Genomic DNA, 22,491 nt, shown 5'->3' with positions numbered 1-22,491 from the left:
ACACGACCAGCACACCATGATTCTCGAGGGTGCGGATGAGGTGGCCGGCTGGGCCGTCTCCGAAATTCGATAGTTGGCGGAGTAGCCGCGCCGCTCGCTCCGGACCGTCGTCGTCATCGTGCTCGACACCGATAGGAAAGCTCGGCAGGTCGGTTTCGGGAAACTCGACGTGCCGTTCGAGGCAGCTGGAGATGTCGACTGCTAGTTGCCCCGTAGGCGAAGGCTTGATCGCATGCGGGTTGACTGGTCGACCGCAACGACCGGAAGTGCGGAGTGCAGCTGAGCGAAGCGACATCGTCAGGGCGGACAACGAAGAAGCTCCGATCTACCCCAAGCCCGAGTGGCTACTGAGCGACCGCGGCAGCGGATGGACGTTTGGCACCGGACTCCCAGCTGGCGACCGCAGTCGGGCTCTTGTCGACCATCGTCGCCAAGGCTGTCTTACGCAGGCCAGCCAGCTGTCGCGCCAATGTCAGGCGACCGCCGTCGAAGAAGGTGGCCGCCTCGATCGTTCGATCGGTGGTCGAGGACCGTGTGGTCACTGTGCACCGACGGAATCCCCGCCGGACTCGGTGGCAGGCCGACGCCGCAGACGCACTGGTGCGTCCGGCTCGGCATCCGGCCCCGTGGGCACCGGGCCGGTGTCTCCACGCCAACCACCACTGACAGGAGGCAGATTGAGCAGATTCTCAAGCCGCAGCCACGTGTCACCGCCAGCAGAAGGCGGGGAATAGGAACCGGCGCACCGGCATCGTCAGATCGAATAAGAATCCCCGATGACCAAACGTTTTCTAGTTACCCATGTTTGTGTATCCTGCCGAGGAATCGAACCTGCGACAACCGTAGTGATCGAAACTGCAGCCGGAGCGGTCCGCAGGCCGCGTCCATCAAACACACGGCCAAAACGGGGGGGTTCGGTGGGCTAGCACGGAATAACAGGTCAGGCCCGGTCTACGACCGGGCCTGACCTGTTATTTGGTGGAGCTAAGGGGACTCGAACCCCTGACCCCCACACTGCCAGTGTGGTGCGCTACCAGCTGCGCCATAGCCCCGTGTTCTGTTGTTTCAGCTGCTCTCGCTGCTGCCTGAATGAAGTTACACCATGGTTCTCCGGGAGAACAAATCGGCTGGTAGATGGCGAAAACGGGGCGATTCAGGGAGGTGGGCGGGCGGCGCGGAGGGGGTCTAGGATGTGCGCAACCTCACGTGGGTCAGGGGGCGAGGGTGGTGACCCAGTTTTCGTCGCGCCAGTCGACGGTGGTTGTCCCGTCGTAGATGGTGGGGGTGGCGGATTTGTTGCCGGTGCGGGCGTCGAGGTCGGCGAGGGCCGATTTCGCGGCGGCCGCGGCGGCGTCGCGCTGGGTGGCGTGGGTGATGCAGGCGGCGACGGATTCGGGGGCGCCCGATTCGGTGGCGAGGGCGGCCAGGGCGGGGTTGCTCAGGTCCTCGGCGCCCTCTTCGGGCTGGCGGTCCACGAACAGGGCCTTGTGGAACTTGCCGTAGGTGGGGCCCGAACCTGTTTGGGCGACACAGAGATTGGCCGCGATGGCGCGGGTCGAGTAGTCCTTGCTCTTGGACTGGTCGTCGAGGAACGCGACGAGGTGGTAGTTCACGGCGAGCTTGCCCTCGTCGATCTTCTGGGCGAGTTCCTGGCCGTAGCTGGTCTCCATCACCCCGCAGGCGGGGCACAGCGGGTCTTCGAAGATGTCGATGGTTTTCGCGGCGTCGGGGCGGCCGAGCCGGATCACCCCTTCGGGCGTGGTGGTGACCTGCACCGCCGCCTCGCGCACAGCGCCGTAACCGTCGTTGCGGACGGATGGTGGTTCGGCGCTCCACTTGTAGACGGCGAACACGATCAGCCCGATCACGACGAGGGCCACCGCGCCCAGCGCGTAGGTGGTGTTGCTCGACACGGGACGTGGTTTGTGCGAAGAACCGGCTGTGCTCACCCGTCCACTCTGCCTCGAGCCGATATCGGCGCGCCGCCCGGGCACGCCGATATCAGCTCTACCAGCTATTTCTCCGTGTCGACCGGGCGACGGTTCGCGGGAACCATGCCGTCACGCACGACGGGTGACCCGTCGGGGCCGTCACAGGTGCATTGCGGGTCGAGGCCGTCGCCGGCGTGGTCGGGGTGCTGCGGGTCCTCGGGATGCACGATCCGCGACGGCTCGGGAGTGAACACCCACACCGTCGCCGACACCGCGAGCACGGCCCCGGTCACCGCCATACCGACCCCGAACGACGTGCGGTCGGCCACCTCACCGATGACGATCGGGCCGAGGACCGCGCCCAGGTCGGCCGCCATCTGGAAGGCCGCGAGGACCGGCCCGCCGCGCGCCCGGCTGCCGAGCACATCGGCGAGCGCCGCCTGCTGCACCGGGCTGAACATGCCGGAACCGATGCCCGCGACGAACGAGGCGAGCAAAAACCACGGCAGCGACGGCGCGAAACCGAGCGCGCCGGTACCGACCGCGCAGATCGCCGAGCCGAGGATCAGGAACGGTTTGCGGCCGAGCCGGTCGGATAATCGACCCGAGGCGAACAGCACCGCACCGTTGCCCGCCGCGAACACGGTGAGCGCGACACCGGCCATGCCGGGTTCCTGCCGCAGGGTCTCCACCACCAGCAGCGGGACGAACGCCATCCGCACACCGAACACCGCGACACCGCCGGCGAAACTCGACAGCAGCACCGCGCGATACGCGGGCTCCGACCAGCCCTGCCGGAAGGTCAGTTCCGGTGTGGTCGTCGCGCTGTCGTCCTTCAGGACCGGTGATTCGCGCAAACCGGCGAACACGATCACGCACACGACGAGCAGGGCGAGCGCGTAGATGACGAACGGGGCCCGCAAGCCGAGCCCGGCCAGCGCACCACCGACCAGCGGACCGACCAGCGAACCGATCAGGAAACTCGTCGAATACACACCGGACACCCGGCCACGCGCGGCAGGCGGCGACACCCTGATGATCAACGCCATCGACGACACCGTGAACATCGTCGACCCGATTCCGCCGAGCGACCGCAACACCAGCAGTTGCCAATACGTCTGCGCCAACGCGCACGCACCGGTCGACACCGCGACGATGAGGATGCCCGCCAGATACACCCGTCGCTCGCCGAGCTTCTGCACCAGGCGCCCGCTGGCGGGGGCGAACAGCAAGCGCATCAACGCGAAGGCGCTCACGATCGCCGACGCGGCCGCGATACCGACCCCGAACTCGCGGGCGTACTGCGGCAGCACCGGCGCCACCAGCCCGAAGCCGAGCGCGATGACGAACGCCGCCGCGATCAGCACCCAGATTTCGGCGGGTAGTCGAACCTTTGTCGCGGTACTCACTCGATCAGCGCCTGATTCACCATCTCCTCGGCGGCGGCCTGCACCTGGGTCAGATGCTCGGAACCGAGAAAGGATTCGGCGTAGATCTTGTACTTGTCCTCGGTGCCCGACGGGCGGGCGGCGAACCAGGCGTTCTCGGTGGTCACCTTGAGCCCGCCGAGGGGAGCGCCGTTACCGCGCGCGGTGGTGAGGATGCCGGTGACCTCCTCGCCGGCGATCTCGGTGCCGGTGATGGCGTCGGCGCTGAGCCGCGCGAGCTTGGCCTTCTGCTCGCTGGTGGCGACGGCGTCGATGCGCGCGTAGGCGGGGCTACCGTGCTGACGTTCGAGCTCGCCGTAGCGAGCCGAGGGGGTCTGACCGGTGACGGCCGCGATCTCGGCGGCCAGCAGCGCCAGCAGAATACCGTCCTTGTCGGTGGTCCACACGGTGCCGTCCATCCGCAGGAACGACGCGCCCGCGCTCTCCTCACCACCGAAAGCCAAACTGCCACTGAACAATCCGGGCACGAACCACTTGAACCCGACCGGCACCTCGTACACATCGCGCCCGAGCACGCCGACCACCCGGTCCACCATCGAGGACGTGACAACCGTCTTGCCGACCTTGGTGAGCGCGTCCCACCACATCCGGTTGGCGATGAGGTATTCGATCGCGACCGCGAGGAAGTGGTTGGGGTTCATCAGGCCGCCGTCGGGGGTGACGATGCCGTGGCGGTCGGCGTCGGCGTCGTTGCCGGTGGAGATGTCGTAGTCGTCCTTGATGCCGACCAGTCCGGCCATGGCGTGGCGCGAGGACGGATCCATCCTGATCTTGCCGTCGCTGTCGAGGGTCATGAAACGCCAGGTGGGGTCGACGAACGGGTTGACCACCTCGAGTTCGAGATCGAAGCGCTGCCCGATCTCCTCCCAGTAGTCCACGCTCGCCCCACCCATCGGGTCGGCGCCCATGCGGATGCCCGCGCCGCGAATCGCGTCCAAGTTCAGCGCGTTCGGCAGGTCGGCGACGTAGTGGTCGAGGTAGTCGTAGCGCTGCACATGGGTCTTCATCGCCTGTTCCAGCGACACCCGCTTCACCTCGGCCAGGCCGCCGCGCAGCAGTTCGTTGGCGCGCGCGGCGATGGCGTCGGTGGCCTTGGTGTCGGCGGGACCGCCGTGCGGCGGGTTGTATTTGAAGCCGCCGTCGCGCGGCGGATTGTGCGAGGGGGTCACCACGATGCCGTCGGCCTGGTGCTTGGTTCCGCCCTGATTATGGCGCAGCACAGCATGACTCAGTGCGGGCGTCGGGGTGTAGCGGCCGCGCGCGTCGATCACGGCGGTGACGTCGTTGCCCGCGAGGACCTCGAGGGCGGTGGTCCAGGCCGGTTCGGACAGGGCGTGGGTGTCGCGCGCCAGGTACACCGGACCGGTGATGTCGCGGGTGGCGCGGTACTCGACGATCGCCTGGGTGATGGCCATGATGTGCGCCTCGTTGAACGCGCTGTCCTCGCTGGAACCGCGATGACCCGAGGTGCCGAAGACCACCTGCTGGCTCGGTTCGGCCGGATCGGGCACGCGGCTGTAGTACGCGGTGACCAGGTGAGCGATATCCACCAGGTCGGTCGGGCGGGCGGGCCGTCCGGCGCGATCGTGGGCCATGGTGGGTGTTCCCTTCCGTGTCGGCTGGGCGCGGCTGGTCATGAGGATCATGCGCACAACCAGTTGGTCAGGGACGCGGCGGCATACACCGAGGCCAAGCTCGCCGCGACACTGATCGCGACGTTGCCCAGGGCATACACGTAGGCGCCCTCGGTCACCAGACGTATGGTCTCGTAACCGAATGTGCTGAACGTGGTCAGCGCACCACAGAAACCGATTCCCGCGAACGCGAGCAGAGTACTGCCCGCGCTCGCGCCGATCAGGCCCCCGAGCAACGCCGAACCGACAATGTTAACCGTCAACGTCCCCCACGGCAGCCCGGCCGGGAACCGCGCCGAGACCGCCCGATCGACGAGGTAACGCGCGGGGGCGCCGAGCATTCCACCCGCGAACACGAGTGCCGCGGTCATCGCCCGCCTCCCGCCGTGGGAGCCCACATCGCGACCATCGGGTGGCCCCCTTCCGTCGTCGGATTCACGTGCTCTGTCCCACGCTGCCTGCCGCCCAGCGGGTCCCGATCATGGCGAGCGCCATCGCGCCGAGGCCCGCGAGGACCGAGAGACCGAGATAGGCCACGGCCGTGCCCGGCGAACCGGTGTCGATCAGTGTACGAAGCTCGAGGCCGAAGGCGGAGAAAGTAGTGAACCCGCCGAGCACGCCGATCCCGAGAAACGGGCGAACCAGCATCGGCGCCGACCAGAACTCGGTTACCACGACCATCAGCACGCCGAGGGCGAAGCAGCCGACCACATTGACGGTCAGCGTCGACCACGGAAACTGCCCAGGACGCACCGGCCACCACTGGCCCACACCGTATCTGGCCGTGGCCCCGAGACCACCGCCCACCGAGATCGCCGCGAGGACGGCCGGGTCGAGCGCCGGGGGCCGCGATGCCATGCACTGCCCTCCCCTGCTAGTCCGACGGTGGTCGTTGCTCATGGTATCGAGTACCCCCGACAAACTAGCGCGCGGTGCGCGTCCGGCAAACCCCCAGCAGCCACCACGCGCGAACGCCGATGGCCCGGACCGAGTCTCGGTCCGGGCCATCGGTTTACGACAGGTGGATCAGTGCGCGAGCACCATCTCGCCCTCGGCGGGGGCGGGCACCTTGTTCGGCATGAGCACACCGATCACGATCGCGCCGAGCACGAAAGTGGCCGCCGCCCACCAGAAGCTGGTGGTGTAGCTCTCGATCGCGCCCTGGGCCACGGTCAGTGGACCGGGCTCGTGCGTGGACACGTAGTCGGTCATCGCCGAGGCCGCGATCGTGCTGAGCAGCGCGGTGCCGATGGAACCGCCGACCTGCTGGCTGGTGTTCACCATCGCCGAGGCGACACCGGCGTCGTCGTGCTGCACGCCTGCCGTCGAGCCCTGGAAGGCCACCGACATGGCGCCACCGAGGCCGAGGCCGAGCAGGACGAGCGCGGGCAGGATGTGGGTGACATAGCTGCTGTCGAGACCGATGAAGGTGAGCCACACCATGCCCGCCGCGGCGACCAGGAAGCCGCCGCTGATGACGACCTTCGGCCCGACCTTGGGCAGCAGCAACGAGGGCGCGGTGGTGGAGGAGGCAACCATGCCGAACACCATCGGCATGAACGCCACACCGGTCATGATCGGCGAGTACTGCAGCGACAGCTGCATGTAGAACGTCAGGAACAGGAAGATCGCGAACATGCCGATGCCCATGATGAACACGGTCAGGTAGGAACCGGCACGGGTGCGGTCGGTGACGATGCGCAGCGGCAGCAGCGGGTGCGCGACGCGGGTCTCGATCCAGACGAACACCGCGAGCAGCACGGTGCCGCCGATCAGGAAGGCCAACGTGGTCGGGTCGCTCCAGCCGTGGGATTCGGCGTGCGAGAAACCGTAGACGATGCCGAACAGCGCCGCGGTGACGGTGATGGTGCCGGGCCAGTCGAGCTTGGGCCGCGATGCGGCGTTCACGTGCTTGGCCAGCAACAGCACCGCACCCACCAGCGCGACGGCGGCGAAGATCAGGTTCACATACATCGCCCAGCGCCACGACGCCCACTCGGTGAGCGCGCCGCCGAGCAGTAGGCCGATCGCGCCACCGGCACCGGCGACGGCACCGAAGATGCCGAACGCCTTCGCGCGTTCACCGGGTTCGGTGAAGGTGACGGTCAGCAGCGAGAGCGCGGCGGGCGCGAGCAGTGCGCCGAACACGCCCTGGCCGACGCGGGCGGCGACCAGCATCTCGAAGCTGTTGGCCGCGCCGCCGATGGCGGAGGCGACCGCGAAGCCGACCAGGCCGACGATGAAGGTGTTGCGGCGGCCGAACAGGTCGCTGAGGCGGCCGCCGAGCAGCAGCAAGCTGCCGAAGGCCAGCGCGTAGCCGGTGATGACCCATTGGCGGTCGGCGTCGCCGAAGCCGAGGTCGGCCTGGGCGGCAGGCAGCGCGATGTTCACGATCGTCGCATCGAGCACGACCATCAGCTGCGCGATACCGAGGACGGCGAGCACCCACCAGCGCAACGCGTGTGAGCCTCGCCGGTTCCCGGTGTCCGCACCGGACGCGGGACTCGTCCCCTTGTCGAGTGTGGTGGTCATGACTCCCCTTGCAGGTCTAGGTCGGTGGTTTCGGTGGCATAATCGGAGATATAGCCTCCGCTTCAATCGAAGCTACCAGAGTAACGGAGAAACCACCTCCACTTAATCCGGCAATGAGTAGGATGCACCTGTGAATCACGCCACGACGACTGCCGCAGCACCCCGCAGGCTGCGCGCCGATGCCGCCCGCAATCAGCAACGCATCGTGGTCGCAGCCAGGGAACTCTTCGCCGAACACGGCCTGGAAATCACCCTCGACGACGTGGCCGAGCGCGCGGGCGTCGGTGTCGGCACGGTCTACCGGCGCTTCGCCAACAAGCGGGCACTCATCGTCGAGGTGTTCGAGCAGAACATGGTCGACTTCGCCGACGCGGCCGACGCCGCGACCCGCAATCCGGACCCGTGGCTGGCACTCGTCGAGTTCTTCGAACACGCCTGCAAGCACCTGGCGACCAACCGCGGCTTCGGCGAAGTGGTGCTCGAACTCGAAGAGGACCCGACCCGGTTCGCCGAGATGCGTGAGCGGATCCGCCCGTCGGTGGCGGCCATCGTCGACCGGGCACGCGACGCGGGCGCGGTGCATCCCGACATCACCACCACCGACTTCTTCGCGCTGATCCACATGGTCAATTCGTTCATGGAGTTCGCCGCACCGGTCAATCCCGACGTGTGGCAGCGGTACATGGCCGTGGCGCTCAACGGTGTGCGCACCGACGCCGTGCCGCGCAGGCCGCTGCTCGCCCCGCCGCTCACCGACGCCGAGGTGGAGCAGGCCAAATCGGCCGCCTGCCTGGGTCGTCGCCGCTGATTTTCGTTCCCTCAGTAGCGCGGGTCACACTTGGTCCTCTACAGTTGGACACATGACCAAGAACACCTGGGTGAACTGGGCTGGCGAGCAGCGCTGCGCACCCGCCGTCGTCGCGACGCCGCGTGACGTCGATGAACTCGCCGGGATCGTCACCGAATCCGCGGCGCGGGGCCGGACGGTGCGTGTCGCCGGTTCGGGCCACTCGTTCACCGACGCCGTGCTCACCGACGGCACCCTCGTCGACCTCGGCGCCATGAACAAGGTGCTCGACGTCGACACCTCGACCGGCCGCGCGCGCGTGCAGGCCGGGCTGACGCTGAACGCGGCGAGCCCGCTGTTGCACGAGCACGGACTGGCCTTCCCCAACCTGGGCGACATCGATACCCAGACCGTCGCGGGCGCCACCGCGACCGCGACCCACGGCACCGGGGCGCGCCTGCGCAACATCTCGGCGGCGCTGCACTCGGTGCAGGTGCTGTGCGCCGACGGCAGCGTGGTGGAACTGAACGAGGAGACCGATCCCGAGGGCTGGCGCGCGGCGCGGGTGAGCATCGGCGCGCTCGGCATCGTCACCGAGGCGACCCTGCGGCTCGAGCCGTCGTTCGTGCTCGAAGGCGTGGAACGGCCGCTGCCGCTGGCCGACGTCCTCGCCGACCTCGACGAATTCGTCGACGGGAACGACCATTTCGAGTTCTTCGCCTTCGCGCACAGCTCCGTGGTGATGACCAAGGCGCTCAACCGCACGGACGAGCCCGAGCAGCCGCGGGGCGCGCTGAGCGAGTGGGTCAACGACATCCTGCTGTCCAACCATCTCTACGACGGCCTGTGCCGGGTGGGTCGCCGCGTTCCCGCGACCGTTCCGCTGATCCATCGTGTGGCCACCGTCGCGGGCAGCAACAACCGTCAGCGCGACCGCTCCTACCGCGTGTTCGCCACACCGCGCCTGGTGCGGTTCAACGAGATGGAGTACGCGGTCCCGCGCGCGCACGCGGCCGAGGCGGTTCGCGAGATGATCACGCTGGCAAAGAGATTCGGTACTCCCATGCCGATCGAGGTGCGCTGGGTGGCACCCGACGACGCCTTCCTCTCCCCCGCGAGCGGGCGCGACACCTGCTACATCGCGGTGCACCAGTACCAGGGCATGGAATGGGAACCGTACCTGCGCGCCTGCGAAGCGGTCTTCGACCGGTTCGACGGTCGTCCGCACTGGGGCAAACACCATTTCCAGACCGCCGAGACGCTGCGCGGACGCTATCCCGACTGGGATCGGTTCGCGGCCGTGCGCAAACGCCTCGACCCCACCGGGGTGTTCGCCAACGACTACGTGAACCGGGTTCTCGGTTCGCTCGACTGAGGCGGACACCGCAGGACAACACCGTAGCCGCGCCCACACACGCGCGGGTAGATGCGATGATGGCGGTGATATCCGAAGCGCCACAAGCACTTCGCCCCTGCACCGAAAGGGCGACCATGGCCCACACACCCTGCGTGTTGTTCGTCTGCGTCCACAATGCGGGCCGATCACAGATGGCGGCGGGCTTCCTGCGCGCCATGGCCGGCGATCGCATCGAGGTCCGCACCGCGGGCAGCGAGCCCGCCGACGAACTGAATCCCGTCGCGGTGGCGGCGATGGCCGAGATCGGTATCGACATCTCCGGTGAACGGCCCAAGCCGCTCACCGACGATGTCGTCGGGCTGTCCGACGTGGTGGTGACCATGGGTTGTGGCGAGGTGTGCCCGTATTTCCCCGGCATCAGCTATCGCGACTGGGTGCTGTCGGATCCGGCCGGGCAACCGATCGAGGTCGTACGCGGGATCCGCGATCACCTGCAGATCCTGATCGGCAACCTCATCGCCGAACTGGTGCCCGTGCCCGCGCGTTGATGTCCGATTCGTTCAAGACGACCGGCCTTCACGCCGAATACGCTGCCGGACATGACTCCTCAGCTCGACGCCATCTCGATCATCGTGTCCGACATGGCCACCTCGGTGGCCTTCTACCGTGCGCTCGGCCTGGACTTCCCCGAGGGATGTGAGACCGAGGGGCACGCCGAGGCTCCGCTGTCGGGTGGGATGCGGCTGCTGCTGGACACCGAGGCGACGGTCGCCTCGTTCACCCCCGGTTGGCAACCGCCCAGCGGCCCCGGCCGGAGCAGCCTCGCGTTCCGCTGCGCCGATCCGGCCGAGGTCGACTCGCTGTACAAGGAACTGGTCGGCGCCGGATACCACGGTGAACTCGCGCCGTGGGACGCCTTCTGGGGCCAGCGCTACGCCACGCTCGCCGACCCCGACGGGCACGGTGTCGACCTCTACGCGCCGTTGCCCAGCGGATAGGTCGACCAGCCGTGCGGGTCGCGCAGGCGCCGCCGATACCGGCCGAGCACCTCGCGGACCTCGTCGCTGACCGGCGGTTCGCCGTCCAGCTTGGTCCACAGGTGAGCGTCGTGCTCGGTGAGTTGCACGGGTCCGGTGGTGGCGACGTCGACGACGAAGGTGAACTGCCTGGTGCGCGCGCCGTTGCCGGACAGATAGTCGAAGTCGCCCAGGTAGTCGGTGACGCCGGTGACCTCGAGGCCCGTCTCCTCGGCTACCTCACGAGCAAGGGCGTCGTCGAGCGACTCTCCGTGCTCGACGACGCCGCTTGGCAACTCCCACCGTCCGCTGAGGAAGTCGGATCGTCGGCGGCGCAGGATGAGAACCCGGTCGTGGCGCACGACGACGGCGCCGACGACAAGTCGGCGCACTTCGTCTCGTTCGGCCTCGATACGCAGCGTGGTGAACACGGATTCGTCGATCATCGGGTCACATCCTCTCGTCGTGGTTCGGACTGGGCCTGGCACATGCGACGGGGCGTGCACAGTGAGCATAACTTCGTATCGCAGTTGAGCCGAATGAGACTTTCCGGGCACGCTCAGCCGGGTTGCAGGCTGCGCACCGTGCATCCGCCCAGGTCACGGACGTCCCGGGACAGATGCGCCTGGTCGGCGTAGCCGTGCAGGGCCGCTACCTCGGCGGCCGGAGTGCCCGCGCGGATCGTTTCCAGTGCGCGTTGAAATCGGAGAATCCTCGCCAACATCTTGGGGCCGTAACCGAATGCCGCGAGCGAACGGCGGTGCAGCATGCGTGCCGACAGTCCCGCGCGGGCAGCGGTGTGGGCGACCGATTCGCCCGCGGCCATGGCCCCGGCGATGTCGGTGAGCAGCGGGTCCGGTGAGGGCGCCGCGGCCGCGAGGTCGACGGCGACGGATTCGAGAGCCACAACGCGGTCGGGCGAGTTGTCGACCCGATCGAGCAGTGCGCGGGCGGTGGCGGCGGGCACGATCGTGTCGAGGTCGACGCGCTGGTCGAGCAGTTCTACGGCGGGCACGCCGAGGACAGCCGGTGCGGCACCCGGGGCGAACCGGACGCCGACGAATTCGGCGGCACCGGCACGCACCCGGGCGGCACGGCTGTCCGGGCCCGCCACCATCAGGGTGCCCTCGGTCCAGATCAAGTCCATGCAGCCGTCGGGGAACACGCTGGTCTGGCCCGCGCCCCCGCCGGTGCGCTGCCAGACCACCGCGCGATCGACTCGTGACCGACGTTCCCGGTAGCCCATCCCCCGACGGTAGTACCGCCCACCGACACACTCGGTTCCGCCGGAGGCCGCCCGTCCGTAAGATCTGGCAACACAACGTTCGGCTCGGCGGAGGGGTGGCTGGATGCAATCGGCAGGCTCAGTGCACGGGCGACCGCGCGTGGCCGGGTTTCCCGGCGCGGATATCGACCCCGAACCCGATGTGTGGTCGGGCGCGGCGCTCGACGACGACCGGATCCGCGCGCTGGCCGTCGGCGCCTACTACGGGCGAAGCTGGGGCGCCTACTGCGACAGTGTCGCCTTCCTGCCGGAGGAGCCCGGCAGTTCCGCCACGCGCCGCGAGACCGCGATCGAGGGCCTGCACGAATCGTGGGGCGTCGACCACGCCGAGGACGCGCGCGACACCATCCGCCGACTACTGGCGGGCATGCACGCGCCGCTGTTCGAACTCGTCCACCCGCTCGCCGTCGCCGCGGCCACCGACACCGGGCGGGTCGACCGGTCGGGGCTGGCCGACGAGCACCGCGAATTCCTGCACACGCTCTCGGGTTTCCGTGGCTACCGGGGTCCGGCGGGTATCGACCGGGACTACGACGCCTGGTTGCAGGCCATCAAACTCGGCATCACCGACAACCTGCCCGCACCGCTGCAGAACGACGCCACCGCCTGGGATCTGGCGCGGCTGGTGTTCATCGCCCGTGCCTCGTGTACCGCCGGGTATCTCACCGAGGACGAGGCCTTCGAGCACATGCTCACCGGGCTCGACCGGGCGCGTCAGCACTATCGCAACTGGCGTCAGTTCGGCGACGGCTTCCTCACCGGAGCCATCTTCTGGGCCGCCACGCAGGATCTGTCGGCCGCGAAAAGGCAAGTGGCGGAACGGCATCGGATGATCGCGGGTCTGCACCTCCGTCCGTCGAGTCCCTGGCGGCGGGTGGCGCTGCACGCGGGGGCGCCGGTGTTCAGCCCGGCATGGTCAGCATGATCCCGACGGCCTGACGCCGGAACGGTTCGTCGGCGACCATCCCGAGTTTGCGCCGCTCCACCAGCAGTTGCCACTCGCCGAACAGGTCGGCCGAAGACGGCAGCGACGGCGCGATCGATCCGTCGACGTGCTCGATCTCGCAGGCCAGGCGGATCGCCTCGGCCATTCGCTCGAAGTCGGTCGCGGTCCAGTCGTGGAAGTCCAGATCGGTGCCCGCACCCGAAATCCGCAGCGTCACCATGTTTTCCGCGCCCGACCGCACCGAGGCGCCGGTGAGTACGGACACCGGGAACTCGTACATCGCCCACGCGGAAACGAACAGCAACCGCAGGGTGGTGATCACGAGCAGGCCCGGCGCGCCCTCGTGCCCGGCCTGCGCCAGCTCGAGGACGTACTCGTCCGGGCGGGCGGCGGCGTGCAGGGTATCGATCTCGCGTGCGCAGTTGCCCGCGTGCCGCATGCGGGCCGCCGCCGCGCCGACGTCGGGTCGTCGCGGGCCGTTCGGGCCGAGAAGCGGGCGCGGCGGAACGAGACTCGGACGTGGCGGGAACACCCGGCGTAGACCGACGAGATCGCGTTCGACCGCGCGAACCAGCACCTGGGCCTGCTCACGCAACCCCGTCTCCAGGAACACCGGAACCGGATGCCGTTGCGTCGCTTCACCACCGACCACGAACTCCGCCGACCGGAAGAACAGCAGCAACGCCATCTGCCCGTCCTCGGTGGTCGCCAGGGCGATCCGCGCGAGTTCGGCCACACCGACGTCGAGGGCGATCTCGTTGTCGGCCCGCAGCGGCGTCGTCACCAAGCGCCCGTCCGCGTACCGCACCGCGACCCGCGCACCCCATACCTCGATCACGCCCGTGTCCCTCCTGCCCGGCCCCCGCCTGGCTGGATCGTACCGAGCTGGTAACAATGCCCTCACACAGATGGCAGGCTTACCCCATGTCCGAAGACGAAAACCCGACCGAGTCACCCACCGAGGCGACCAAACGCAAGTTCCGCGAAGCCCTCGAACGCAAGAACGGCAACGCCTCCGTGGCCGGCGCCGCCCAGAACGAAGCCAAGCTGCGCGGTACGTCCGCCGCTGCGGGCGGCAAGCGCACGTTCCGTCGTCGCGCGGGCGGCTGATTCCATGAAAAAGCCCCTCACCTGTTTGTCAGGTGAGGGGCCTCGAGTGGAGCTGCCGGGAATCGAACCCGGGTCCTCCGCCGCGTCTTCAGGGCTTCTCCGTGTGCAGTTCGCTATGTCTCTACTCGGATCTCCGGGTCTCGCGAACAAGCTCGGATGACGATCCCAGTCGCTGTTCGATGTCCCGCCCAGATCCGCGACCGACCTGGACGGTGATTCCCTCTAGCTGATGCCAGTACCCGGGTCGAGGGACGAACCCGGACTGACAGACACGCTTCGCTACTTAGGCAGCGAGAGCGTAGTCGCGCTGATTGGAATCGGCGCTTAATTGGTTGCAACGACGCTTACGGTGGTCTCTTGCCTGCACCGACACGCTTCCCCTGAATCAACGTACGCAGTCGAAACCGTTCAGCCCCGTACGTGCCCGCACCTTGCGGGCTAGTCATATTAACACTCGTGCTTCCCGGTTTCTTCCCCTTATTTCTGCCAGCGCGGGGTGGCGTCGTGGTGACCGGGTAGCGAACCGGCCAATTGGTCCGGCACAGTCGGTGGGGGCGAGTATCGTTCTCGATCGGTCGAACCAGGAGAAGCGAGATCGCCTGGGCGGCTGGACCAAGGAGTTGATTGATGGCATTCCCCCGTCGGCGTGGGCTGCGCCGGGTCGCGGTGATTCCGGCTGTTGCCGGACTGGTGCTCGCCGCGGCGTGTTCGGCCGGTGAGTCGGAACAGGCTCCCGGCGTGAGCAGTCAACCCTGTCCGGGTTCCGCGCACCCCGATCGCGGCTGCCTGTACCTCGGAGTGCTCTCGGACCTGGCCGACGGCCCGTTCTCGGCGCTCGGTTCGTCGATGAACGAGGGTCAGCTCGCGTTCTGGAACCAGGTCAACGAGTCGGGTGGGATCGGTGGCTACGACATCGACATCACCACCCACAGCCGCAACACCTCTCTCGACCCGGGCAGGCATCGTGCCGGCTACGCCGAGATCGAACCGAATGTGCTCGCCCTCGCGATGAGTTTCGGCACTTCGCAGACCATCGCGATGCTCAACCAGATGGACGTCGACAACATGGTGAGCACCGCCGCCACCCAGTGGTCGGGCTGGAACTACCGCAGCGCCGACCGCAACCTGGTGCTCAGCGCGGGCTACTCCTACTGCACCGAAGCGGTGATGGGCCTGGACTGGTTCGCCGAGAACCACTACGCGCCGACGAATATCGCGGTGGTGTCCTACCGCGGCAACTACGGCGGCGACTACGCCAGCGGCGCGCTGAAGTGGGCGCTCGCGAACGGCGCGACCATCGCCGACCGCATCGACACCGGGCCCAACGGCGAGGTGGGCAATCAGGACGGGCCGGTGCAGGAGGTGCTCGCCGCCGATCCCGATCTGGTGATGCTGGCCACCGGCCCCGCCGAAACGGCCGAAATCGTGGGCAAGCTGGTGCGCGCGGGGTTCACCGGCCGGTTCCTCGGTTCGCTGCCCACCTGGAACGCCGCACTGCACCAGACCGCCGCCGCCCCGGCGCTCGCCGCCCGCTACAACTACATGACTCCCGTCGACAGCTGGGCGGGCGACAGTGTCGGCGCTCAGAAGGCACGCGAGGCGACCGATCACGAACCGTCCAACTTCGGTTATTCGCTCGGCTGGGCCATCTCCTACCCGCTCAGGGCATTGCTCACGGAGGCGGCGGAGCGCGGCGAGCTCACCCGGGAGGGGCTGCGGCGGGCCGCCGAGGGGCTCAAACCGGACGGGGAAGGCATCGTCGCCATCCATCCGGTCGGTGCGGACGCGCCCGATCTGAGCAAGGAGTGGACCGTGGTGTTCCAGCCCGACGACAGCGCGCCGATGGGTGCGCGGCCGATCGCGGTCGGCTACCAGGGTTCGACGCTGGCCAGGCTCGGCCTGCACGAACCCTGCACCCGGTTGTAGGTCTCAGCCCGCGGCGATCATCGCGACCGCCGCGAGCGCGAGTACCAGCCCGAATTTCTGGGTGCGGCTGATTCGTTCGCCGAGCAGCACCATCGCCAGCAGCACGGTCGCCGCCGGGTACAGCGAACCGATCACGCTGACCACCGACAGCATCGCCCCGTGGAAGGCGTAGAGCAGGGCGGCGTTGGCGATCACGTCGAGCACGCCGATCCACAACGCCAACCGCAGCGGTTCACCGTGCAGACCGGCGAACTGACCGGCGGCCAGCGCGCAGATCCACACCACCGCCGTCGCGGCGCCGCGCTGGCCGAGCAGCGGCCACAGCCCGGCGGCCGGGTCGGTTTCGTGCAGGAAGAAGAAGGCGAATCCGAACGCGGCGCCGGAACCGACGGTCAGCAGGGCGACGCGACGGGAGAAGCGCAGTTGCCGTCCGCCGATGATCTCCTCGGTGGTCTCGTCCGGTGCCTCACGGCTCACCAGCACCACCGCGACCAGCGCGAGCGCGATACCCGCGATCGCGGCCGGGCCCGGGCGCTCACCCAGGAAGAAGCCCGCGACCACCGGAATGCCGGCCACCAGTACCGCCGTGACCGGGGAAACCACTGCCATCGGCCCGTCGGCCAGCGCGGCGTAGAACCACCACACCGCGAGCCCGCTCGCCACACCGGCGGCCAGCCCCCACAGCATCGATGCGGTGTCGGGATGCCCGCCGACCAGCGGTGCGATCAGCAGGACCAGCAGCACCGACCACGGATACGAGACGACGACGACCCGCAGAGCGGTGACTCTGCGGGCCGCGATGCCGCCGAAGAAGTCGCTGACTCCGTAACCCGCCGCCGCGATCAGGGCGAGGACGACGGAGATCAACGCATGCCTTTGACCCGCCGACCGATCTCGCGGGTGACCTCACGCTCGGCCTGGCGGCGAGCAAGATCCTGGCGCTTGTCGTAGTCCTGTTTGCCCTTGGCCAGGGCCAGCTCCACCTTCACCTTGCCGTCGGAGAAGTACATCGACAGCGGCACCAGCGTCTGGTTGCCCTCGCGGGACTTGCCGACCAGGTGCTCGATCTCACGCTTGTGCAGCAGCAGCTTGCGGTTACGACGGGGCGCGTGGTTGGTCCAGGTGCCGTGACTGAACTCCGGGATGTGCAGGCCACGCAGCCACACTTCGCCGTTGTCGACAGTCGCGAAGGCGTCGACGAGCGAGGCCTTGCCCTCACGCAGGCTCTTCACCTCGGTGCCGACCAGCGCGATCCCCGCCTCGTAGGTGTCGAGGATCGTGTAGTTGTGCCGGGCCTTGCGGTTGGTCGCGATGACCTTCCGGCCTTTCTCCTTCATAACGGTCAACTGTAAGTGACGGCGCCAGCGGTTTATTCCATGGCCGGATCAGGCGCGGGCGGCGGCCCGGGCCAGTGCGCGGTCGCGTTGTTCCTCGAAGCGGGCGGCCTTGACCTCGAGATCGGTGAGATAGGCGTGCAGTTCGTCGCGGGCGCGTTCGCCCTCGGGGCCGAAGTCGGAGCGTTCGAAGATCCGCCAGGTGCGCAGGACCGGCTTCAGCACGGTGTCGAGGTGCTGGCGCAGGTCGTAGACGCCGTGCTTGGCGAGCAGGACGGCGTTGCGGCGGAAGTTGGGCTGGTTGAGACCGGGCATCTGGAAACGCAGGATGACATCGGTGATCGCGGCCATGGCGGCGTCGGGAGTGAGGTCGAGGGCGGCGCCGCACAGTTTGCGGTAGAAGATCATGTGCAGGTTCTCGTCGGCGGCGATGCGCGCGAGCATCCGGTCGGCGATCGGATCGCCGCACAGCGTGCCGGTATTGCGGTGGCTGATGCGGGTGGCCAGTTCCTGGAAGGTGACGTAGGCGACGCCGCGCAGGAACTGGGAACCCTTCTCCGGCTTGGCGATACCGGCGGTCATGTGCGCCATCCGTGCCTGTTCCAGGGCGACCGGGTCGACCGCGCGGGTCACCACGAGGTAGTCGCGCATGACGATGCCGTGCCGGTTCTCCTCGGCCGTCCAGCGCCCGACCCAGGTGCCCCAGGCATTGTCGAGGCCGAAGGTATCGGCCAGTTCACGGTGGTAGGAGGGCAGGTTGTCCTCGGTGAGCAGGTTGGTGATCATGGCCGCCCGCGCCACTTCGCTGAGCTTGGATTGCCCCGGTTCCCAATCGATTCCGCCCATGGCGGCGAAGTTGCGACCCTCGTCCCACGGCACGTAGTCGTGCGGGTTCCAGTCCTTGGCCTTGGCCAGGTGGTCGTTGAGGTTGTCCTCGGCCGTCGATTCGAGCTCGGCGAGGATGTCGCGGTCGGACAGGTGGAGCTGCATCTGGTGTCACCTCGAAGTTGCGGGAGAGGACTCGGAGTCCGTGCCCCTACGATCGGCCCAGGTCGTGGCGGGCGTCGGCACAGTCGCGGAATACTGTGTGCGATCACAGTGGGCCGTACCGTCGGCTAGTCCGCGGGCAGCATGGGGCCGAACTGGTCGATGCTCAGCGGTAGGTGGGGCCAGGGGGCGGTGTCGGGTGTCAGTTCGCCGACCACGGTGACCCCGGCCGCGTCGAAGGCGGCTCGCGCCCGGGTGACGTGGTCGGCGGAGGTGACGAGGACGGCCGAGGTCAGGTTGTGCTCGCTCATCAGGGCGGCGGTGTGGTCGGCATTGCCGATGGTGGAGTCGGCGTGTGGCTCGCGCAGGATGCGGGCGGGGTCGATACCCGCGTCCTCGAGCCAGCTCGCCATGGCGTCGGCCTCGCTGCGACCCGCCTGCGGGTTGCCGCCCGTGACGATGATCGGCGACCACGGCGCGAACACCGCCTGCACATAGCCGGTCCGCAACCGGCGCAGCAGTTCTTCGCGCATGGTGCCCTCCGGAGTGAGTCCGTACCCGAGGATGACCACCGCCGTGTCGCCGCCGTAGGTACCCGGCACAGCGGGCGCGACGATCCGGCGCAGATCCTGGATCACAGTGACCACCGCCGGTTCCGCCGACACCGATTGTGCTGCGGCACAGACGAATCCGGTTGCGGTGAGGGCCGTGCACACCCCTCGGATCGCCCACTTGGTCCAAGCCATGGCCGTCGCCTCCTTGCGCGGACCGATCACCGTTCGATCGGTCGAGGAGGCCAACGGTGCGCCGCGGAAGGCGGCGCAGGAAGGGCTATGACGTGCGGCTACCGGAATTCACAAGGGTGTGGTGGGCGTTGCTGGTCCGCGCCATCACAAACATTACGGTCGCCGCCGGGTCAGCCGCCCGGACGCAACAGCAGATAGAGGGCGAGCGCGGAGGCGAAGACGAGGACGAGTGCCACCGTCGACCAGCGCGGTCTGCCCCGGTGCACCGGGCGGTGGCCGCCGAGCAAGGACGGTGCGACCGCCGGGTCGATATGCCGATGCGGCATCGGCGCGAGGGCATCCGCGCCACCCGAGCTCGACCCACCCGACGTCTCCGACTCGGAGCCTTCACCATTGGCCATGAATCGACACTAACGCGGCACCCCCTGATCCGTCGCGAGTTCCCTTCCCGCTAGTCGCCCGCCAGCGTGGCCAGCACCCCTTCCCCATACCGGGCAAGTTTGTTCTCGCCGACCCCGGCGACGGTGCCGAGGGCGGCGAGGTCGCCGGGTTTGCGGGCCGCGATCTCGCGCAGGGTCGCGTCGTGGAACACCACGTAGGCGGGGACACCCTGTTCCTTGGCGGTGGCCGCGCGCCAGGCCCGGAGGCGTTCGAACAGTGGCACATCGGCGGCGGGCAGGTCGGCCGCGGCCTTCGCCGCCTTGGGTGCGCGTGCGGGCCGGGTGGGGCGTTCGGGTTCGCGACGCAACGCCACCTTGCGGCCCTCGAAGAGCACCTCGTTGCCCGCGTCGGTGAGGGCGAGCACACCGTATTCGCCCTGTACCGCGAGGAATCCGCCGGCCAGCAGCTGACGGACCACCCCGCGCCACTCGGTGTCGCGCAGGTCGGTGCCGATACCGAACACGGTGAGCTCGTTGTGGCGGTGCTGGGTGATCTTCGGGTTGGTCTTGCCGAGGAGGATGTCGACGAGGTGACCGGCGCCGAAGGCTTGTCCGCGTTCACGTTTGAGACGCAGCACCGTGGAGAGCAGTTTCTGCGCGGGGACGGTACCGTCCCAGGTTTCGGGTGGGTTCAGGCACACGTCGCAGTTGCCGCAGCCCTGTCCGGTGGGCTGTTGACCGAAATAGTTCAGCAGTTGCGCGCGTCGGCAATTGACCGTCTCGCACAGGGCGAGCATGGCGTCCAGGTGCAGTTGCAGTTGCCTGCGGTGGGCGGCGTCGCCTTCGCTCGAGTCGATCATCTTGCGCTGCTGCACCACATCGGCCAGCCCGTAGACCATCCACGCCGTCGACGGCAGACCGTCGCGGCCCGCGCGGCCCGTCTCCTGGTAGTAGCCCTCCACCGACTTCGGCAGGTCGAGGTGGGCTACGAACCGCACGTCGGGTTTGTCGATGCCCATGCCGAAGGCGATGGTCGCCACCACGACCAGTCCGTCCTCGCGCAGGAACCGAGCCTGGTTCTCCGCGCGCACACGGTTGTCCAGACCCGCGTGGTACGGCACCGCCCGCACACCGTTCTCGTTGAGCATGGCGGCGGTCTTCTCCACCGAATTGCGCGAGAGGCAGTAGACGATGCCCGCGTCGCCGGGATGCTCGGTGCGGATGAACTCGAGCAGCTGCCGGTCGGGGCGGTTCTTGCCCTCGATCCGGTACTGGATATTGGGCCGGTCGAAGCTGGCGACGAACTGCTTCGCCTCACCCAGATCGAGTCGTTCGACGATCTCGGCTGCGGTCTTCGCGGTGGCGGTGGCGGTGAGCGCGATGCGCGGCACATCGGGCCAGCGTTCGTGCAGCAGCGACAGCGCGAGATAGTCCGGCCGGAAATCGTGGCCCCACTGCGACACGCAGTGCGCCTCGTCGATGGCGAACAGGGCGACCGTGCCGCGATCGAGCAGCCGCAGCGTGGATTCCAGGCGCAGGCGTTCCGGCGCCAGATACAGCAGGTCCAGCTCGCCCGTCACGAACTGCGCCTCCACCGTGCGGCGCTGATCGGGCGACTGGGTGGAGTTGAGGAACCCGGCCCGCACCCCGAGGGCACTCAGCGCGTCGACCTGGTCCTGCATGAGCGCGATCAGCGGTGAGACGACGACACCGACACCCGGGCGGACCAGCGAGGGCACCTGGTAGCACAGGGATTTGCCGCCACCGGTCGGCATCAGAACGAGTGCGTCACCGCCGCCGATGACCTGTTCGACGATCGCGGCCTGGTCACCACGGAAGCTGTCGTAGCCGAAGACCCGGCGTAAGACCTCGTCGGCCGTCTCACCGCGTGCGGGGGCCGCCGCCCGGCCCGGAGTGGCGGGGGCGAGGTCGTCGAAGTGGAAGCCGCCGGTGTCGTCGAAATCGTGTTCGGAGACGTAACCGCCGCCCGACGAGTAGGGGTCGTCGGGCGGGAAGTCTTCCGGAGGGAAGTCGTCGGGTGCTGTGGCGCCGGAATTGCTCACCGGGCCATCCTACGAGCGAGCGCCGGGACCGCAGCCCCGCCGCCGACCCCGATCACCGCCGTGACCGGGATCTGCTCACATGTGGACAACTCGCCTCTCACGCCCGCAAACGGGCAAGGACCTCGGAGTGCAGGGGGCCATTGGTCGCCACCGCGTCGCCGCCGTGTGGACCGGGGCGCCCGTCCAGGGCGGTGAACGTGCCGCCCGCCTCGCGGACCAGGATGTCGAGTGCCGCCAAGTCCCACAGCGACACCTCCGGTTCGGCGGCGATATCCACCGCCCCCTCGGCCACCAGGCAATAGTTGAAGAAATCGCCGTACCCCCGGACCCGCCACACCTCGTCGGTGAGGTCGATGAACTTCTCCCGCAGCCCGCGTTCGTGCCAGCCCGACAGCGAGGAGAACGCCAAACTCGCCGAATCCAGCTCGCCCACCGCCGACACCGTGATGGGTTTCGGAGCACCGGGATGAACCTGAGCCCACGCCCCCGACCCCGCCGCCGCCCACCAGCGCCGACCGAGTGCCGGGGCGCTGACCACCCCGACCACCGGAACACCGTCCTCGAGCAGGGCGATCAGGCTGGCCCACACAGGAACGCCACGAACGAAGTTCTTGGTCCCGTCGATCGGGTCGACCACCCACTGCCTGCCGGTGAACTCGGCATCACCGCCGAACTCCTCACCGAGAACGGCATCGTCCGGGCGTTCGGCACTCAGCACCCGACGGATCACCTGTTCCACCGCGAGGTCGGCATCCGAGACGGGAGTGAGGTCCGGTTTCGAGTCGACTTTCAGGTCGACAGCACCGAAGCGCTCCTTCGAGATGGCATCGGCCTCATCGGCCAATCGAAGAGCAAGGTCCAGGTCAGCGGAGTAGGCAGCCACGAGGGGAGTTTATGGCGAGCCACACCAGCAACTCGAATGGGATTCCCCGAGTCCGCCATGCCCGCACTCCCAGCCCCGCACGACCCGACCTCGAGGAGGGTCCGCCGCGAAGCGGCGCAGCGGCCC

At 68.2% G+C, this 22,491-nt stretch carries 24 protein-coding genes, 1 tRNA gene and 1 other RNA gene; 7 read left to right on the top strand and 19 right to left on the bottom strand.

Annotation, left to right across the window (positions count from 1 at the left end):
• Window positions 1–344 precede the first annotated feature (344 nt).
• The 8 genes from NI2_RS35160 to NI2_RS16420 form a co-directional block, all read right to left on the bottom strand.
• Window positions 345–542 (bottom strand): helix-turn-helix domain-containing protein, encoded by a 198-nt coding sequence (locus tag NI2_RS35160; protein WP_243749728.1) that lies wholly within the window; start codon window positions 540–542, stop codon window positions 345–347.
• A gap of 434 nt (window positions 543–976) precedes the next feature.
• Window positions 977–1,052 (bottom strand) — tRNA-Ala (locus tag NI2_RS16450).
• Between the two features lie 159 nt (window positions 1,053–1,211).
• Window positions 1,212–1,949 (bottom strand): DsbA family protein, encoded by a 738-nt coding sequence (locus NI2_RS16445; RefSeq protein ID WP_067491796.1) that lies wholly within the window; start codon window positions 1,947–1,949, stop codon window positions 1,212–1,214.
• A 65-nt stretch (window positions 1,950–2,014) separates the two neighbouring features.
• Complete coding sequence (locus NI2_RS16440; protein WP_067491794.1) at window positions 2,015–3,340, bottom strand: MFS transporter; 1,326 nt, start codon at window positions 3,338–3,340, stop codon at window positions 2,015–2,017.
• The gene (gene pgm / locus NI2_RS16435; RefSeq protein WP_067491874.1) at window positions 3,337–4,974 is read right to left on the bottom strand and encodes a phosphoglucomutase (alpha-D-glucose-1,6-bisphosphate-dependent); all 1,638 of its coding nucleotides are present in this window, start codon (window positions 4,972–4,974) and stop codon (window positions 3,337–3,339) included. Before pgm ends, NI2_RS16440 begins: the two co-directional genes overlap by 4 nt.
• Before the next feature lie 47 nt (window positions 4,975–5,021).
• On the bottom strand, window positions 5,022–5,384 hold the full coding sequence (locus NI2_RS16430) for a fluoride efflux transporter FluC (RefSeq protein ID WP_067491792.1): 363 nt from the start codon (window positions 5,382–5,384) through the stop codon (window positions 5,022–5,024).
• Window positions 5,385–5,448: 64 nt separating this feature from the next.
• Window positions 5,449–5,871, bottom strand: a complete 423-nt coding sequence (locus NI2_RS16425) for a fluoride efflux transporter FluC (protein ID WP_067491790.1) — start codon at window positions 5,869–5,871, stop codon at window positions 5,449–5,451.
• A 168-nt stretch (window positions 5,872–6,039) separates the two neighbouring features.
• The gene (locus tag NI2_RS16420) at window positions 6,040–7,545 is read right to left on the bottom strand and encodes an MFS transporter (RefSeq protein ID WP_067491788.1); all 1,506 of its coding nucleotides are present in this window, start codon (window positions 7,543–7,545) and stop codon (window positions 6,040–6,042) included.
• Window positions 7,546–7,675: 130 nt separating this feature from the next.
• On the opposite strand from NI2_RS16420, the gene NI2_RS16415 reads away from it, so the two are divergent.
• The 4 genes from NI2_RS16415 to NI2_RS16400 all read left to right on the top strand — a co-directional run bounded on the left by NI2_RS16415 (window position 7,676) and on the right by NI2_RS16400 (window position 10,687).
• Window positions 7,676–8,353: a TetR/AcrR family transcriptional regulator gene (locus NI2_RS16415; RefSeq protein ID WP_067491786.1), complete on the top strand. Its 678-nt coding sequence runs from the start codon at window positions 7,676–7,678 to the stop codon at window positions 8,351–8,353.
• A 52-nt stretch (window positions 8,354–8,405) separates the two neighbouring features.
• The gene (locus NI2_RS16410) at window positions 8,406–9,707 is read left to right on the top strand and encodes a D-arabinono-1,4-lactone oxidase (RefSeq protein ID WP_067491784.1); all 1,302 of its coding nucleotides are present in this window, start codon (window positions 8,406–8,408) and stop codon (window positions 9,705–9,707) included.
• 116 nt (window positions 9,708–9,823) lie between these two features.
• On the top strand, window positions 9,824–10,237 hold the full coding sequence (locus tag NI2_RS16405; protein WP_067491782.1) for an arsenate reductase ArsC: 414 nt from the start codon (window positions 9,824–9,826) through the stop codon (window positions 10,235–10,237).
• A 51-nt stretch (window positions 10,238–10,288) separates the two neighbouring features.
• Window positions 10,289–10,687: a VOC family protein gene (locus tag NI2_RS16400; protein ID WP_067491780.1), complete on the top strand. Its 399-nt coding sequence runs from the start codon at window positions 10,289–10,291 to the stop codon at window positions 10,685–10,687.
• On the opposite strand, the gene NI2_RS16395 is transcribed toward NI2_RS16400, so the two are convergent.
• Together NI2_RS16395 and NI2_RS16390 are read right to left on the bottom strand one after the other, a co-directional pair.
• Window positions 10,663–11,151 (bottom strand): NUDIX hydrolase, encoded by a 489-nt coding sequence (locus tag NI2_RS16395; RefSeq protein ID WP_067491778.1) that lies wholly within the window; start codon window positions 11,149–11,151, stop codon window positions 10,663–10,665. The genes NI2_RS16400 and NI2_RS16395 overlap by 25 nt on opposite strands.
• Window positions 11,152–11,264: 113 nt before the next feature.
• Window positions 11,265–11,951: a helix-turn-helix domain-containing protein gene (locus NI2_RS16390; RefSeq protein ID WP_067491776.1), complete on the bottom strand. Its 687-nt coding sequence runs from the start codon at window positions 11,949–11,951 to the stop codon at window positions 11,265–11,267.
• Between the two features lie 139 nt (window positions 11,952–12,090).
• Between NI2_RS16390 and NI2_RS16385 the strand changes: the two genes are divergently transcribed.
• The gene (locus NI2_RS16385) at window positions 12,091–12,915 is read left to right on the top strand and encodes a DUF1266 domain-containing protein (protein ID WP_067491775.1); all 825 of its coding nucleotides are present in this window, start codon (window positions 12,091–12,093) and stop codon (window positions 12,913–12,915) included.
• On the opposite strand, the gene NI2_RS16380 is transcribed toward NI2_RS16385, so the two are convergent.
• Window positions 12,893–13,774 (bottom strand): hypothetical protein, encoded by an 882-nt coding sequence (locus NI2_RS16380; protein ID WP_067491773.1) that lies wholly within the window; start codon window positions 13,772–13,774, stop codon window positions 12,893–12,895. The two genes, NI2_RS16385 and NI2_RS16380, sit on opposite strands and share 23 nt — an antisense overlap.
• Window positions 13,775–13,860: 86 nt before the next feature.
• On the opposite strand from NI2_RS16380, the gene NI2_RS16375 reads away from it, so the two are divergent.
• Complete coding sequence (locus NI2_RS16375; RefSeq protein ID WP_067491771.1) at window positions 13,861–14,046, top strand: DUF5302 domain-containing protein; 186 nt, start codon at window positions 13,861–13,863, stop codon at window positions 14,044–14,046.
• Window positions 14,047–14,090: 44 nt separating this feature from the next.
• Here the strand turns inward: NI2_RS16375 and ssrA are convergent.
• Window positions 14,091–14,462: a transfer-messenger RNA gene (gene ssrA, locus NI2_RS16370) on the bottom strand.
• Between the two features lie 211 nt (window positions 14,463–14,673).
• Here ssrA and NI2_RS16365 point away from each other — a divergent pair.
• On the top strand, window positions 14,674–15,972 hold the full coding sequence (locus tag NI2_RS16365) for an ABC transporter substrate-binding protein (protein ID WP_067491769.1): 1,299 nt from the start codon (window positions 14,674–14,676) through the stop codon (window positions 15,970–15,972).
• Window positions 15,973–15,975: 3 nt separating this feature from the next.
• On the opposite strand, the gene NI2_RS16360 is transcribed toward NI2_RS16365, so the two are convergent.
• From NI2_RS16360 to hisN, 7 genes are all read right to left on the bottom strand, one after another.
• A complete protein-coding gene (locus NI2_RS16360; RefSeq protein WP_084476470.1) occupies window positions 15,976–16,839 on the bottom strand; it encodes an EamA family transporter in 864 nt (287 codons plus the stop codon).
• On the bottom strand, window positions 16,836–17,309 hold the full coding sequence (smpB, locus tag NI2_RS16355) for an SsrA-binding protein SmpB (RefSeq protein ID WP_067491767.1): 474 nt from the start codon (window positions 17,307–17,309) through the stop codon (window positions 16,836–16,838). The genes NI2_RS16360 and smpB overlap by 4 nt, the downstream gene beginning before the upstream one ends.
• A 48-nt stretch (window positions 17,310–17,357) precedes the next feature.
• Window positions 17,358–18,296, bottom strand: a complete 939-nt coding sequence (locus tag NI2_RS16350) for an acyl-ACP desaturase (RefSeq protein ID WP_067491765.1) — start codon at window positions 18,294–18,296, stop codon at window positions 17,358–17,360.
• A gap of 125 nt (window positions 18,297–18,421) precedes the next feature.
• A complete protein-coding gene (locus NI2_RS16345) occupies window positions 18,422–19,039 on the bottom strand; it encodes a YdcF family protein (protein ID WP_133733817.1) in 618 nt (205 codons plus the stop codon).
• A gap of 170 nt (window positions 19,040–19,209) precedes the next feature.
• Window positions 19,210–19,440: a WLR motif membrane protein gene (locus tag NI2_RS16340; protein ID WP_067491761.1), complete on the bottom strand. Its 231-nt coding sequence runs from the start codon at window positions 19,438–19,440 to the stop codon at window positions 19,210–19,212.
• 50 nt (window positions 19,441–19,490) lie between these two features.
• Complete coding sequence (gene recQ, locus NI2_RS16335; RefSeq protein ID WP_067491759.1) at window positions 19,491–21,482, bottom strand: DNA helicase RecQ; 1,992 nt, start codon at window positions 21,480–21,482, stop codon at window positions 19,491–19,493.
• Window positions 21,483–21,579: 97 nt separating this feature from the next.
• Window positions 21,580–22,365, bottom strand: a complete 786-nt coding sequence (gene hisN, locus NI2_RS16330) for a histidinol-phosphatase (RefSeq protein ID WP_067491757.1) — start codon at window positions 22,363–22,365, stop codon at window positions 21,580–21,582.
• Window positions 22,366–22,491: the final 126 nt, after the last annotated feature.

This window comes from Nocardia ignorata NBRC 108230 (assembly GCF_001612905.1).
Classification (GTDB): Bacteria; Actinomycetota; Actinomycetes; order Mycobacteriales; family Mycobacteriaceae; genus Nocardia; species Nocardia ignorata.
Note: the sequence above shows the minus strand (reverse complement) of the source record. Positions and strands in the feature narration are given on the sequence as shown.